Source organism: Oscillatoria sp. CS-180, assembly GCF_028330965.1.
Taxonomy (GTDB): domain Bacteria; phylum Cyanobacteriota; class Cyanobacteriia; order Phormidesmidales; family Phormidesmidaceae; genus Halomicronema.
Window position 1 is genome coordinate 89183 of sequence record NZ_JAQMUB010000058.1, and the last position, 14816, is coordinate 103998.

Sequence of the window (14816 nt, forward strand, 5' to 3'; positions counted from 1 at the left end):
GTCCAGTTCAATTCATAGTGCAGTTCATAGGAGTATTTACAAGTGCAATCTCAACCTGTAGTCATCATCGGTGGTGGACCTGCTGGACTGACCGCCGGCTACGAACTGATGAAGCACGGCATGCAGTCTGTCGTTCTTGAGAAGGCTGACAAAGTGGGGGGCATTTCACGAACCGAAACCTATCGTGGCTATCGGTTTGATATTGGAGGCCACCGCTTCTTTACCAAAGTCGGAGAGGTTCAGGCGCTTTGGAAGGAAATTTTAGGAGACGATTTTATCCAGGTTCCTAGACTATCAAGAATCTACTACGACGGTAAATTCTACGACTATCCTCTATCCATTTCTAGGACCCTCAAGAATTTAGGTCCAATTCGCAGCACGCTCATTCTGATTAGCTATCTTGAAGCCAAGCTTAAAAAGTATCGGAACCCCAATTTTGAAGCCGAAACATTTGAGGAATGGGTGATTGACTGTTTTGGAGAACGTCTCTATCGCATTTTCTTCAAAACCTACACCGAAAAAGTATGGGGCATTCCTTGTAATCAGATCAGAGCTGATTGGGCGGCACAGCGCATTAAAAATATGTCGCTTAAGCAGGCAGTGATCAATGCCGTGTTTGGTAGTCAGAACGCCAAAAGCCTAATCAAAGAGTTTGATTACCCTCGCTTGGGTCCTGGGATGATGTGGGAGCGGTGTCAGGAACTGCTTGAGGTGCACGGCTCAGCGGTTCATCTTAATACTGAAGTCGTGCGAGTTGAGCGTGAGGGCAATCGAATTACAAAGGTTGTAGCAAAAGAGGGCGATCGCACCTTTGAGCTGACAGGCGATCACTTTGTCAACTCTATGCCCGTTTCAGCCCTGATGCACCGACTCGACCCAGCCCCTCCTCAGGAGGTTCTAGAAGCAGCTCGTGGATTGAAATATCGGGACTTCTTGATCGTCTCACTGATTGTTAATCAGGATCACTTGTTCCCAGACAACTGGCTGTATATTCATAGCCCTGAATTTAAGGTTGGGCGCATTCAGAACTTCAAAAACTGGAGTCCAGCTATGGTCCCCGAAGCGGGGAAGACTTGCCTAGGAATGGAGTATTTCTGCAGTGAAGGGGACACTATTTGGGAGATGTCGGATCAAGACCTCATCAAGTTAGCCTCCAAAGAAATTGTGCGCCTGAACTTGGGCGTCAATCCTGAGGATGTTGAAGACGGCTGTATAATCCGTCAGCGTAAAGCCTATCCGGTCTACGACGGCGAGTATCGCCAGCATCTTCAAGTTTTGCAGGACTACATTCAGACGTTTGAAAACCTGCAGACGGTGGGCCGCAATGGCATGCACCGCTATAACAATCAGGACCACTCCATGCTGACGGCACTGTTAGCTGCGAAAAATATCGTTGGTGAGAATCACGACCTGTGGAACATCAACGTCGAACGGTCTTACCACGAAAACTTTACGAATGAGGAATGGTCCAAGGTGAGAAAAACTGCGGCTGAGGCCGTCACCGAGAACCAGCCCATTTCTAGCGCAGCTTAACCAAAAATAGGGGGTGTTATGGAAAGGCCAAACTGTCCTTTTGTTTCAGTCATTATTCCGGTCTACAACGATGCTGGACGATTGCGGCTGTGCTTGGCAGCGTTAAGCACACAGACCTACCCGCGATCTCGCTTTGAAATCATTGTGATAGACAACGGTTCTGATTATCCGGAACGCACTAAGGCAGCAACGGCTTCCCTCAATCGGGTGACAGTTGTGTCTGAGCCAACTCCTGGTTCTTACGCCGCCCGCAATCGCGGACTGGCGATCGCACAGGGTGAGGCGATCGCCTTTACCGATGCCGACTGCATTCCCGATAGTGACTGGCTTGAGCGCGGCATCGCCCACCTCCAGCAGACTCCTAACTGTGGTCAAGTCGTTGGCAAAGTCAATCTCTTCTTTGCCAATCCTGATCGACCCACCGCCGTTGAGCTTTATGAAAGCCTCACTGCATTTCCCCAAGAGCGCTTGTTAAAAGAGTTTCACGGCGGTGCAACGGCCAACGTTTTTACCTGGCGACGGGTAATTGAAGACGTGGGTCCGTTTAACACACGACTCAAATCGAACGGGGATTTGGAATGGGGTGGGCGCGTCTTTGACAGAGGTTATGCTCAGGTCTACGCAGCCGATGTGCAAGTCGCTCATCCCGCCCGGCGATCGCTAGGCGAATTACACAAACGGACGGTCAGACTTGCTGGCGGGGTCATTGATCGCTTGATTCGCCCCGACGACAAGTTTATTCAGCGGCAAAAGATGTTTGCTCGCCTCTTGGTTGATGATCTAACCCCCCCAGTTAATTTCGTCATCAATACGTTTCGCAACTCCGACCTGAAGCACTGGCAGCATAAGCTGAAAGCGTCTCTAGTCATTTTTTATGTGCGGTATGTCAGTGCTGGCGAAAAGCTGCGGCTGAAGTTTGGCGGAGCCTCAAATCGAGGATAGGAGGGGCCTATGCGAATTGCGTTTATCGTCGGTCATTTTCCCAGGCTGTCTGAGACCTTCATCCTGAATCAGGTGACGGGTCTAATTGATCGAGGGCACCAGGTCGATATTTTCAGCGAATATGAGGGTGACTGGCAGCGTGTCCACCCTGATGTTGAACAGTATGACCTGCGTCAGTACACCTATCCTTTGCATCCAGTCCCCGCTAGCTATGGTCAACGATTTTGGCAGGGGGCTAGATTAGCGCTGACTCGGTGGCCCCAAGCACCTGGACGCATTGTGCGATCGCTCAATCCTCTGGCCCATGGTCGCTATGCTCTTGGCCTGTGGACACTTTACAGCAGTGTTTCTTTGATTGATCAAGACTGGCCTGCCTATGATATTGTCCACTGCCAGTTTGGCACACAGGGACATCGAGGCTGGTTTTTGCAGCGTTTGATGGCACCTGCGACCAAGCTCGTTGTCATGTTTCGGGGTCACGACATCAGTAGCTACGTCCGACAAAAAGGGGAAGACGTTTATACCGATCTGTTCCATGCTGCAGATGCTTGTCTTACAAACTGCAATTTCTTCCGCCAGCGCCTCATTCAGTTAGGCTGTCCGGCACATAAGGTTGCCGTCCACTATTCAGGGCTGGATATTGGTAAGTTTGACTATCAGCCCCGCCGACTTGACCCAGACGGTACGATTCAGCTGCTGACCACAGGTCGCCTAGTCGAAAAGAAGGGAATTGAATATGTGATTCGGGCGATCGCTCGTCTTGCACGGCGTTACGACAAGCTTAAGTACACCATCGTAGGCGATGGTCCACTTCGGGGACACTTCGAAGACCTGATCCGCAATCTAGGTTTAGAGAACTTTGTGCAACTGGTTGGATGGCAGGATGAACAAGCTCTGATTCACCAACTTAGTCAAGCTCATGTCTTTATTGCCCCTAGCGTTACCGCTGAAGACGGCAACCAGGATGCCCCTATTAATGTGCTCAAAGAGGCGATGGCGATCGGTCTTCCCGTTGTGAGTACCCGTCACGGCGGCATTCCAGAATTGGTTCAAGACAGCGTCTCTGGTTACCTCGTCCCCGAGCGTGATGTGGCAGCGTTAAGCGATCGCATCGAGCAGCTCATCAACTCTCCAGAACGTTGGCCTGAGATGGGACAGGCCGGACGGACTTTTGTGGAGCAGCATTTCAATCTGCATATGCTCAATGATCGTCTAGTTACCCGATATGAGGAACTGCTGCGTACCAAGGATCCGCCCCCGCGATCGCTGCCGCTAGCAAATTTCCCCGCTTAGTTTCACCCTTTTGAAAGGTACTGCCTCTCGACAACCCGTTCTAAATCCCAATGTCAGTTTTATCGCTAACGTGTCTACGCTCATTTTTAGCCATTAATCGTTTACTTCTAACAGAATCTCAGCAATGAATGAACCTATCGTTACGCTAGTTGTCGTTCCTAGAGAACGTTTCAGTTGCGCCCCAGCTTCTCTAGAAAGCATTTATGAACACACCAAGATTCCTTTCAATCTGGTGTATGTTGATGGCAATTCGCCTCCCGAAATCCAGCGCTATATCGCTGCCCAAGCAGACAAAAAGCAATTCCACCTGATCCGCACGGACTACTATCTCTATCCCAATCAGGCACGGAATATTGGGGCTGCTGAAGTCCAAACTTCTTATTTAGCCTTTGTTGACAATGATGTCATTGTTACCCCGGGCTGGTTGGATTCACTGGTTCAGTGTGCTGAAGAAACAGGCGCTGCCGTAGTAGGGCCTCTAATGTGTCAGCACGAACCCTTGCACTCAGAAATTCATTTTGCTGGAGGTGAGTCTCATATTTGGGTTGATAAGACCGGTCGGCGACGGCTGCGTGAAAAAATGTACAGTCAAGGGAAGGCGACCGATGTGATTCAGCCGAAAGTTCAGCGGACTGAGACTGAACTCGCAGAATTTCACTGTGTGCTTGTACGGCGTAGCATTTTGGAGCAGATCGGCGGTCTAGACGAGGCCATGCTCAACACTAAAGAGCACCTGGATTTCTGCATGATGGTGCGATCGCTCAAGGAGACCGTTTATCTGGAACCTGACTCTCTCGTAACATACGTTCCAGGTCCTCCAGCAAACTGGGGCGACCTGCATTACTACATGCTGCGCTGGAGTGACGAATGGACCCTCGCCAGTCTGCATCGCCTTCGTGATAAGTGGAATTTATCGGAAGACGCCTATTTCACCACTAAGTACAAAAAGCTGGGCTGGCGGCGAAAGATGACGATCATTGCCCCCATCATCTTTCGTCTTACATTCGGGCTATATAGTCCCAAGCTAGAAAAAGTGATGATGTGGTTTGAGCGCCGCATGAATCGCTATCTCACTCGTCGTCATCGGCAAACTCAGTCTCAAATACAGCCTGGGGCGATGGGGGGAACAGCCTCAAGCACAGTTTCTGGGTAATCAGCCTTCGATACGGTCTGGGTGGGCATTGCCTACCTAAATCTAACCCACTGATTTGTCAGCACAAAATCCAACGACAATTTGTAGCCCAAAATTCAAACTTTTCCATGCCGCCTGAAATCATCCATACTCCCGATAGCCTGCTGCGGCGTCCTCGCTTCCTACTATGGACGATGTGGCAAGATTTGCTAGCCTCTCGTGAATTGGCATGGCGGCTGATGGTGCGCGACATCAGCGCTCAGTATCGACAGGCCCTTTTGGGTATCGTTTGGGCCTTCATTCCACCCATCGCGATGGCTGCCGGTTTCACTCTGGCACGTGAGGCCAATGTGTTCACCGTTGGCGAAACAGACATCCCTTATCCAGCCTACGTCATGTTCAATACAGCTCTGTGGCAGACCTTTGTGGATGCCGTAACTGGACCTGTACAGGCCGTCATCTTGGCAAAACCGATGCTGGCTAGAGTCAATTTTCCTAGAGAAGCCATTATTTTAGCCAAACTAGGCGAAGTTGGTTTCAACTTTGGTATCAAACTGCTGCTTATCGTTGGCTTGTTTCTATACTTTCGAGTACCTATCAGTTGGACCATTATCATCACTCCAGTGGCGCTGATCCACCTAATCTTTCTGGGTACCTTGGTTGGGGTATTGCTGGCTCCTTTGGGCGTGCTTTATCAAGATGTTTCTAAAAGTTTGAGTATGGTCATGGGCTTTTGGCTATTTCTTACGCCCGTGATCTATCCCGTTCCCACAGAAGGACTCTTTGGTGTCTTAGTTGCCTTGAATCCTGTCACACCGCTGATTGTCACCATTCGTGAGCTGTCAACGATGGGCGTCCTTTCGAATCCGGTTGGATTTTGGTTGGTCAGCGGGCTGACCTTTGTGGGGCTATTAATAACTTGGGTGGTTTTTCGCATTGCCATGCCGTATGTGGTTGAGAGGGTAACGTCATAATGCTGCTAGAAGATGAGATTCAGAATCAGGCACGGCATCAAGAAACATTGCCCTCTCCTCCGGTCATTACGGTAGATGGGGTATCCAAAAAGTTTTGTCGCGATCTCAAACGATCGCTCTTTTATGGCATTCAAGATATTGCTGCTGATTTGATCGGTGGGCGGCAGCACAGCGATCGCCTGCGCCCTAGAGAGTTTTGGGCACTGCAATCGATTAATTTTCAGCTTCATCGGGGACAGGCTTTAGGGCTAGTCGGCAGCAATGGGGCTGGAAAAAGTACTCTGCTGCGAATTATCAGTGGCCTGATCAAACCCGATACCGGCAGCGTCAGAATTCGAGGTCGAATTGCGCCCCTGATTGCCCTCGGCGCAGGCTTCAATCCCATCCTAACTGGACGCGAAAACATCTTTGCCAATATGTCCATCTTGGGGTTGACCACGCAGGAAATCAAAGAGCGGTTCGAGGATGTAGTCGCCTTTGCTGAAATCGAATCAGCGATCGATGCCCCAGTACAAACCTATAGCTCTGGCATGGCCGCACGACTAGGCTTTGCTTGTGCCGTCTATACCGAACCCGACATTCTTTTAATTGATGAAGTGCTGGCTGTAGGCGATGCCCGCTTCAAGGCAAAGTGCTATCGACGCCTGTATGAACTCCGGCAGCGAGGCGTTGCGTTCATTCTGGTCAACCACAATTCCCAAGCCATTTTGAACATTTGCGATACGGCGATGTATCTCTCTGGTGGAGCACTGATTACTCAAGGTGAGGTGAATGCAGTTGTTGACCGCTACGAAGCCGACCTATTTCTTGCCGGAACCCAACGCTCTGAAAACCGCCTGAGTTTTCCTGCAAAACCCTCACAGCAATCTACCGGCATCGATATTCGGGCGCTGTTTTTTCGAGACGATCGCGGCGAACCCACTCAAACCTTACTGACCGGCGAACCACTTAGCTTTTGTGTTACTTGTGAAGCCCACGACACCTACGATGGAGTCACCCTCAACTTTAGAGTCGTCAAAGTCGGCGGAGAAGAAAGGGCGGGAAACATGCTGTCCATTCGAGGAGAGAATGATGACGCTTTCTTTAAGCTGTCCCCCGGTTTATCTGAACTGCAAATCCGGTTTCCCTATTTAGGTTTAGGCCATGGCACCTATGCTGCCCAAATCCGACTTCGTAGAGAGGGAATTTACACGTTTGATATTGTCGAATCCTTTCGATTTACCGTCGCAACTGAATGCGATATGAAGAAATGCCAGTTCTATCAGCCCCGTACTTGGCATCTGACATCGGATACTCATGTTGAACCCTAGAACATTCCCATTAATTGCTTCTTTACAATGACCCCACAGCTCACCGTCATCATTCCAACCTACAATCGTCCTCAGCTTTTGAAGTTGGCAGTCGACAGTGCCTTGAATCAAACGTTTCAGAATCTCGAAGTGCTGGTGGTGGATGATGCTTCTGATGAGCCCGTTAATCTGCCTGAAGAGCCTCGGCTCAGGGTCATTCGATTAGAACGATCGCGAGGCGGCGCCGGTGCTCGTAATGTTGGCACCGAAGCGGCTCAGGGGAGATGGATCACTTACCTAGATGATGACGACTCCTTGCTGCCTCACATGGTAGAGCGGTCCTTGGCGGCGATCGCTCACTCCTCACTACCTGCACCTGTCGGAGTTCTCTCAGGTCTAGAAAAAGTGAGTCAAACGGGGGACATATTAGACACTCGGCTTCCGCCTGATCACTGTCCTAAAGGCGGCGATTTCTTTCTAGAACCCTTGCAATCAGGACGCTCTTACCTGACTAAGCAGACGCTCGTTGTTGAGCGTGATGTCATTCTCAGCATTGGGGGATGGGATGAGAGCTTCCGGTCCAGAGTTCATTCGGAGCTATTTCTTAGGCTCAACCCAGCCTGTAGCCTCATCGGAATTCCTCAGGTCGCCTATCGTCTACGGAGCCATGCTGGTCCACGAGTGTCAGACAATATGACTCTGAGGCAGGAAAGCTTTGAGCGTCTCATTGACAAGCATCGGACTGCTTTTGAATCTCATCCCCGACAATTTGCCCTATTTACTTATCAACATGCTCGGACGCTAAAACGTCAGAGCCAAAACAAAGCAGCCTTGCAGGCCGTTGCCCTTGCGCTGCGCATTCATCCTCCTGCCATTACTAGAAATCTTTTTCAAGACGTTCCCAAACTCTTTCCCAGCTTTGACTAACGTTGATTTAACCTGCTCTACCAAGCCTAAACCATTGCCCAGATGCTTCAACTTCGCCAAAGTCCCAGCCCTATTTTAGAAGAAACAGCCCGTCGTCCTGCTTACGGGATAACTCCAAGGCGCATGCTGTGGCTATTCATTCTTATCGGTGTTTTGCTTAGGGTCGTCCAATATGCATTGGATACGTCGCTGTGGATCGACGAGGCGTTCTTAGCACTCAATATTCTTGAACGATCGCCAGCGGAGTTATTAGATCCTCTCAGCTATCGGCAAGGTGCACCCTACGGTTTCTTGGTGCTAACGAAAGGAGCAACGCTGCTGTTGGGTACGGATGAATGGGTACTGCGTCTGCTTCCCTTTCTATCTGGCATCGCTTCGCTGTTACTCTTTCAGAAGTTAGCCAGAGAACTGTTATCTCTTCAAGCAGCAGCAATCGCAGTCGGCTTCTTTGCGCTATCAGATCGATTAATCTATTACTCAGCTGAATTAAAGCAGTACTCTAGCGATGTTGCGATCGCCCTGCTGGTTTATGTTCTATTAGTATCTTGGCGGAAGAGAAAGGCAACTTGGTTGGAAATTCTCACCGCATCTATCATTGGCGCGGTACTGATATGGTTTTCCCATCCAGTTATATTTGTGCTGGCCGGTTTGGGACTTGCCTACGCTGTTCCAATCATTTATGAGAAACGTTGGAGGCAAGTTTCGAAGGTTTTCGTCTTATTAGCGTCTTGGTCAGTAAGCTTTCTCTGCTTTTACTGGATCTCACTGCGATCGCTGACCCAAAACGAAGCACTTCAACAGTCTTTTACGCAAAGGCATAACGCTTTTATGCCTTTGCCGCCGACCTCTTTTGGTGACATCCGATGGTTTTTTGAGAACTTCTTTGACTTTTTTGATGATCCTGTCGGTTTACCGTTAGTCGGACTCGCCGCTTTCTTTTTTGCCGCAGGGCTATACCAATTTTGGAGGGTAGACAAAACAAAGCTAACTATTCTTGTATCGCCTTTACTGATTACGCTACTCGCGTCTGGTCTACATCAATATCCGTTTAAAGCTCGGTTACTTCTCTTTCTAGCACCCATCGTTCTACTAACGGTAGCTGCTGGTGTTTGCTCTACAAAAGATTGGATCAAAGCAGAATATCGATGGATTGAAGCGATTCTCGTTCTCATCATTTTTCTTCATCCTGTTTATTATGCAGCCAACAATTTGGTGAATCCAAATTTCATTACTAATGTCTCTTCTCGTCAACGAGTTAGGGAGCATATCAAACCCGTACTTTCATATATCAATAAAAATCGTCAATCAGGAGACAAGCTACATATTTACTATGCTGCGCAATATGCGTTCAAGTATTACACTGATAAATTTGAGTTTTCTGATTTAATGACCGGAACACCTGTTGTTTTAGAACCGTCTGATAATTGGTTTGAGCCGGCACTGTCCTCATATCCACCCCAGTTAGTTGTGGGGCAGTATTCACGGGATAATATCTCAATATTTCTGTCGGAACTTGAGCAATTAAAAGGAAGCGATCGCGTTTGGTTCCTTTTTTCTCACGCTCATGATAGGCGTTCAAAGATCGATGAAGAGGAGCTATTTTTAAGCTATATTCAGCAGTCAGGAACGCAAATTGATGCGTTTTCGGATATTGAAGCAAGCGTCTATCTATATGATTTAAGGAGTTAGTGATGGGCCAATTGGCTCGCGGAACTGTCTTTGTATTGTTCTGGATTACTCGTCTGTCACAAAAGTCCTCTATTGAGGCGATCTAGTTGGCTAGAATTAGCCCAGGCTCCATCTCAACGTTTTGACCATATTAAGATGAAGACTCAAAACCTCGAATTCTCTATTGTTATTCCCACCTACAATCGCCCAGAACGATTAGAACGGTGTCTTAGCAGTATTGCCAATTTGGATTATTCCCAAGACAGTTTTGAAGTTGTTGTTGTTGATGATGGCAGCCAGCAAAGTTTGTTGCCGATTGTGCAGCAGTTCGAGAAAAAGATTGCCATACGCTTCATTCGTCAAGACAATGCCGGACCTGCTAGCGCCCGTAATAAAGGAGCCGCTGCGGCTCAAGGTAAGTATTTGGTCTTTACGGACGATGACTGTCAAGTGGACTCGCAATGGTTGACCGCGATCGCTCAAGGCTTTGCTCACTCTCCACAGGCACTAGTCGGGGGATACACCATCAACGCCCTACCTGAAAATGCCTATTCTACGGCTAGTCAGCTTTTGATTGACTATATCTACAGCTATTACAATATTCAGCCGGAACAGGCAACGTTCTTCGCTTCCAATAATTTTGCGATGTCCCGTGAGCTTTACCATGAGGTCGGTGGATTTGATACTGATTTTCCACTGGCTGCTGGGGAAGATCGAGAATTTTGCGATCGCTGGCGATACCACGGCTATCCTATGTGGTATGCACCTGCCGCCAAAATTCATCACGCTCATTGGCTGACAATGCGGTCTTTCTGGCGACAGCATTTCAATTATGGTCGGGGAGCTTACCATTTCCATCAAATTCGAGGCGATCGTACTGAAACGGGAATCAAAGTTGAGCCACTGACCTTTTATTGGCAATTGCTCACGTTTCCCTTTTCTCAGTCCACTCAACACCCCCCTATTGTCCTGGGTGGATCCCTGTTCCTATCTCAAGTCGCGAATGCGCTGGGCTTTTTTAGAGAAAAATTCTCTGATAAATCGCTGACCAAGGTGTATTCGTAGGCGATCGCCGGAAGCTATCAATTAAGACCTGTTTGGCTAGAAAACAATGACACGGTCGTTGTCGAAACGTAAGTACATCACAATCGAAAGCTGGCTGGAAACCGGAATCATTGCAGGATTTGTTCTGTTCAGTTTGATCGGCATTCTGCAACATGAAATGTGGAGAGATGAACTGCAAGCTTGGATGATAGCTAGAGACAGCAGTTCAATTCTCAACCTAATTCAAAACATGGCTTATGAGGGACATCCAGCTCTCTGGCACCTCATACTGTATGGATTGAATCAGTTTACGCATGATCCCCTTTTGATGCAGCTGTTTCATGTGACTATTTCGATCTGGACAGTTTATATTGTCGTCAAACTTTCCCCTTTTTCACTCCTCCATCGTTTTTTATTGTCATTCAGCTACTTTTTGTTTTTTGAATATACTGTTATCAGCAGAAATTATAATCTAGGCGTTTTTCTATTTTTTCTGTTTTGTGCTCTTTTTGATCGAAAAAATCCAAGATATATTATTCTCTCGATCATTTTGGCGCTGGCAGCGAATGCCAACTTCTATGCACTCTTAGTTAGTGTCGGATTAACTGTTTTCGTTGCTTTGGATACGGTTTTCTTTTCCAGGGGATTCCCTAGGCTTAAACCCAATATCGCTATAGCCTTTTTAATTGTGAGTTCGGGTTGGTTAATTTCTTTGGTGCAGATTCTTCGGGTCAGAATTTCTGACTTATTACTAATTCCTTTTCTCTCGAATACAGCAATCGGCTCTCCTACGGTTGTCGCCATGCAAGCCGATGCATCAATGGAATCCTATTTATCCCTATTACGAAAGGCTAAATCTGTCCTTTACGCAATCATGTGCGTTTGTGAGAGCTATTTCCCGCTGCCCAATACCCTGAGGGTCGATTTTTGGGAAACTAATATTTTCACAACTCATCAAAGCTTGCCTATTGATCCAGACTTATACTTAGCGACACCCTTCTCAATTGGAGAATTAATAGCGCTTTTTATATCCATCCTGATGCTAGGACTCTTCAGCATCTTCTTTTTTAAAAGAAAATCACTTTTGTGCGCTTATAGTCTTGGAAATTTACTCATCATTCTTTTTATTGGAGGGATGCATTCTACGGCGACCTATCGTCACTATGGCTATCTGTTCATCACTCTCATCATCTACCTCTGGCTGTTTCAAAAAAGCAGTTTAGCTAAAGACGACTATCCATCTCAGCATTATCAAAAATTTGTTAATGGGGTTCTAACCTTTATTTTATCGGTGCAGGCGATCGCAGGCATTCATGCCATGAGTATGGACTATCTTTATCCGTTTTCAAATAGCCGAGAAGTTGCTCAGTTTATCCGAGATAATAATCTACAAAATCAGGAAATCATTGGTAGCCGATATCGCCAGGCGTCTACTCTTTCAGGTTACTTAAACGTTCCCGTCTATTATCCTGAAAAACAGACTTTAGGAACCTTCTGGTCTGAGAGGGTCCCGGATATAGAACAGGCCGAGATTATGGAGCAACTTCCAGCTCGACTTGCAGCAACACAATCGCCCCAGTTGACTCTTGTGCTGACAGAAGAGCTCCAGGCACCGGCTCCTGCTGGACTAACCATCGAGCCTCTGAAGCAATTTAATGAGACTATTGTTGATAACGAACAGTTTTATCTCTACAGCGTCGAGAAAAAATAGCTTATAGCCCAATGGCTTGCCCCGTCTGTTCGAACGGAACTGGCGACGGCTGTACTTGACTCTACCGACGATCGCACATACTCGGCTCAATCGTTCAATAATCCTGCGGATCACGCAAAAACGCGACTCTTCTAGGATTAGATAACTTATATGCATTGGCCCTAAATTTTCTCAGAACAGAAAGCGTAAACCAAGAACTTTCAAAATTGAAAACTGGACAAGAATAACGGGTCGATTCCATCAGGTTTGGATCACAGCAAAGTAAGGAACCCAAGTTCGTCGTTGCTTTGCACCATTGAGCAAGGTATGCCTGGAGGCGTATATGTTTTGGGAAGTGTGCGTTCTGTATGCTGATGGCACAGAAAAAGTACTACAGGTTTTTAAGGATTTAGAAATTGCCCTGAACTGTGTAGACCGCATCTATGCTGAAGACGGCTACCCGATGCATATGGCCTATTGCGTCCGGCCAGCCTGTAGTGCATAACCTATAGCCGTTGCCAAGAATGCAACACCTCGCACGCCTATCGTCTCGAATGCATGATGCCGCCCAGACTAGCGTTTTAGGATTGGGATAGTCGCTGAACAGTTTTGCCCTTCATACGATCATGGGCATCGGCCAGCAAAGCTGGAATTTTGTCAGCGTGGGGGCTTTGCGCGATCGCCTGTTTTAGGTCTACGCTGTTCAAATTGTCAGCTTTCTGCCCTGGAAACCAGTGTCCGCCGTTACCCAGCATGTTGTAGCGGGCTTCGACGTACTCTTGCATATCGAACGCGAGCAAAAGATTTCGCAGCCAGAGAATTACGGGAATGTTGATGTTGCCGGGGGTTTTGTCAGGACTGGGCAAGCCAACCGTCCAGGTTCGCAACCAGTCTCGTCCGAGTGCTTCTACGGCGGCTGTCTCCAATTGCTTCAAGATAGGAGGCAGTAATGTATCTGCCTGAGCCAACAGGGGTAAGACTTTGAGATGCTCATCGAAATCAGACGGGCGAGCTGCACCTAAGCTGAGGGTATGAACCTGGGGATGACTGAGGCAAAACAGGTCGTTGAATACGATGGGACTCAGCGGCGCACACAGATCGACAAGCTTTTGCGGTGGATTGTAGAGGTGTCCGCCTTTGTCAGTCGGGCTAATGATGAAGACGCCCATGTCTTGGCGAGTCGCGGCGGCGATCGCAGGCCAATTATCCTGCTTAATGTAGTACCAGTGCAGGTTGACGTAATCGAACTGTCCAGTTTCAATCGCGTCAACAATCACATGGGTTGGGGCATGGGTAGAAAACCCAATATGACGAATGCGGCCCTGAGCTTGAAATTTACGGGCCTCGTCCAGACATCCCCCCGGTCGCACCGCATATTCCAACAGTTCCGGTGTGTTAATGCCGTGAATTCCTAGCAAATCGATATAGTCAAGCTGAAGGTTTTGCAAGGACTGCTTCAGCGTCATCCGAAATGCTTTGGGGTCCTCTTTCGGTGAAACTTTGGTCTGCACGATGATGCGATCGCGCGGTAATTTAGGCAGCACTTTACCCAACTGTATTTCAGAGGTGCCATAGCCTCGGGCTGTCTCGATGTGATTAATGCCAACGTCTAGCGATCGCCGAATAGTTGCGTCTAAGTTTTCCTGGTTTTTCCGAGGAATTTGCCATTGCGGAATATCCTGCCAAGAATGCTGATATCGCATTCCCCCACAAGAAAAGACAGGCATCTGAAGTTCAGTGCGGCCAAAGCGTCGATACTGCATTAGTTCAATCAAAGTGAGTCGTTTGAGAAATGCGATACGGGCAGGGTAGACCTATCGAGTCTAATCTGTTGATAACGCTAATAAGTAAATCGCTTGACGATAGTGTCTAACCATCAAGAAAAAGCAATCAGTAGGGAAGATGTATTCTCACCATGCTGATTGAGTTCAGTAGGAATTTCTACAACTATCCTAGCGAGAACACACCGAATGACTCTGAATCAGGACTGGAGTGATTCAGAGTCATTCAGGCGTCTGTCCTCGGTGATGTAGCTGTGGCCAGTTCCGTTAAGACTAGGGCTGTTATCACTTAGCGTTTAAATGCTTTAGTAGAGCAGGTTTTAGCCCCTTAGCCGATTAAATTGAGAACGGGCAGCAAGGCTTGCGCCACCAGGCCTTTAGTATGAATTGATGATGCGCTAAGGAATGCGCTCGGAAATAAGATACCAGTCATCTTGACCGAGAGGCTGTGAGATAAACTGGCAGGCTAGTCCTCTTGGGTGAAATCGCACCATGCTTGAAGCAACGGTTAAATCAACTATTCGAGATGCCGCTCAAAAGCTA

General features: G+C 48.0%; 12 protein-coding genes. 11 read left to right on the forward strand and 1 reads right to left on the reverse strand.

Translation table 11 applies throughout. The features are described 5' to 3' along the window. Positions 1-42 precede the first annotated feature (42 nt). From PN498_RS14075 to PN498_RS14125, 11 genes are all read left to right on the forward strand, one after another. Positions 43-1533: an NAD(P)/FAD-dependent oxidoreductase gene (locus tag PN498_RS14075; RefSeq protein WP_272063445.1), complete on the forward strand. Its 1491-nt coding sequence runs from the start codon at positions 43-45 to the stop codon at positions 1531-1533. An 18-nt stretch (positions 1534-1551) separates the two neighbouring features. Then, positions 1552-2475, forward strand: a complete 924-nt coding sequence (locus PN498_RS14080; protein WP_272063446.1) for a glycosyltransferase — start codon at positions 1552-1554, stop codon at positions 2473-2475. Between the two features lie 9 nt (positions 2476-2484). Further along, positions 2485-3768 carry a glycosyltransferase gene (locus PN498_RS14085; protein ID WP_272063447.1) on the forward strand — a complete coding sequence of 428 codons (1284 nt, stop codon included), beginning with the start codon at positions 2485-2487 and terminating at the stop codon, positions 3766-3768. Between the two features lie 124 nt (positions 3769-3892). After that, positions 3893-4921 carry a glycosyltransferase family 2 protein gene (locus PN498_RS14090; protein WP_272063448.1) on the forward strand — a complete coding sequence of 343 codons (1029 nt, stop codon included), beginning with the start codon at positions 3893-3895 and terminating at the stop codon, positions 4919-4921. A gap of 107 nt (positions 4922-5028) precedes the next feature. Then, positions 5029-5874 (forward strand): ABC transporter permease, encoded by an 846-nt coding sequence (locus PN498_RS14095; protein ID WP_272063449.1) that lies wholly within the window; start codon positions 5029-5031, stop codon positions 5872-5874. Beyond that, complete coding sequence (locus tag PN498_RS14100; RefSeq protein ID WP_272063450.1) at positions 5874-7184, forward strand: ABC transporter ATP-binding protein; 1311 nt, start codon at positions 5874-5876, stop codon at positions 7182-7184. The genes PN498_RS14095 and PN498_RS14100 overlap by 1 nt, the downstream gene beginning before the upstream one ends. A 27-nt stretch (positions 7185-7211) precedes the next feature. Continuing rightward, positions 7212-8090: a glycosyltransferase family 2 protein gene (locus tag PN498_RS14105; RefSeq protein WP_272063451.1), complete on the forward strand. Its 879-nt coding sequence runs from the start codon at positions 7212-7214 to the stop codon at positions 8088-8090. Between the two features lie 42 nt (positions 8091-8132). After that, the gene (locus tag PN498_RS14110) at positions 8133-9779 is read left to right on the forward strand and encodes a glycosyltransferase family 39 protein (protein ID WP_272063452.1); all 1647 of its coding nucleotides are present in this window, start codon (positions 8133-8135) and stop codon (positions 9777-9779) included. Positions 9780-9914: 135 nt separating this feature from the next. Further along, positions 9915-10823: a glycosyltransferase family 2 protein gene (locus PN498_RS14115; RefSeq protein ID WP_272063453.1), complete on the forward strand. Its 909-nt coding sequence runs from the start codon at positions 9915-9917 to the stop codon at positions 10821-10823. A gap of 46 nt (positions 10824-10869) precedes the next feature. Beyond that, positions 10870-12513, forward strand: a complete 1644-nt coding sequence (locus PN498_RS14120) for a hypothetical protein (protein ID WP_272063454.1) — start codon at positions 10870-10872, stop codon at positions 12511-12513. Between the two features lie 322 nt (positions 12514-12835). Continuing rightward, on the forward strand, positions 12836-12997 hold the full coding sequence (locus PN498_RS14125; protein ID WP_272063455.1) for a family 2 glycosyl transferase: 162 nt from the start codon (positions 12836-12838) through the stop codon (positions 12995-12997). 76 nt (positions 12998-13073) lie between these two features. Here PN498_RS14125 and PN498_RS14130 read toward each other — a convergent pair whose 3' ends face one another. Next, positions 13074-14255 carry an aldo/keto reductase gene (locus PN498_RS14130; protein WP_272063456.1) on the reverse strand — a complete coding sequence of 394 codons (1182 nt, stop codon included), beginning with the start codon at positions 14253-14255 and terminating at the stop codon, positions 13074-13076. Between the last annotated feature and the right edge of the window lie 561 nt (positions 14256-14816).

Bases quoted from the DNA above. Each gene is read 5' to 3' on its own strand.
- PN498_RS14080 (WP_272063446.1), top strand. From the start codon at position 1,552: ATGGAAAGGCCAAACTGTCCTTTTGTTTCAGTCATTATTCCGGTCTAC.
- PN498_RS14085 (WP_272063447.1), top strand. From the start codon at position 2,485: ATGCGAATTGCGTTTATCGTCGGTCATTTTCCCAGGCTGTCTGAGACC.
- PN498_RS14090 (WP_272063448.1), top strand. From the start codon at position 3,893: ATGAATGAACCTATCGTTACGCTAGTTGTCGTTCCTAGAGAACGTTTC.
- PN498_RS14095 (WP_272063449.1), top strand. From the start codon at position 5,029: ATGCCGCCTGAAATCATCCATACTCCCGATAGCCTGCTGCGGCGTCCT.
- PN498_RS14100 (WP_272063450.1), top strand. From the start codon at position 5,874: ATGCTGCTAGAAGATGAGATTCAGAATCAGGCACGGCATCAAGAAACA.
- PN498_RS14105 (WP_272063451.1), top strand. From the start codon at position 7,212: ATGACCCCACAGCTCACCGTCATCATTCCAACCTACAATCGTCCTCAG.
- PN498_RS14110 (WP_272063452.1), top strand. From the start codon at position 8,133: ATGCTTCAACTTCGCCAAAGTCCCAGCCCTATTTTAGAAGAAACAGCC.
- PN498_RS14115 (WP_272063453.1), top strand. From the start codon at position 9,915: ATGAAGACTCAAAACCTCGAATTCTCTATTGTTATTCCCACCTACAAT.
- PN498_RS14120 (WP_272063454.1), top strand. From the start codon at position 10,870: ATGACACGGTCGTTGTCGAAACGTAAGTACATCACAATCGAAAGCTGG.
- PN498_RS14125 (WP_272063455.1), top strand. From the start codon at position 12,836: ATGTTTTGGGAAGTGTGCGTTCTGTATGCTGATGGCACAGAAAAAGTA.
- PN498_RS14130 (WP_272063456.1), bottom strand. From the start codon at position 14,255: ATGCAGTATCGACGCTTTGGCCGCACTGAACTTCAGATGCCTGTCTTT.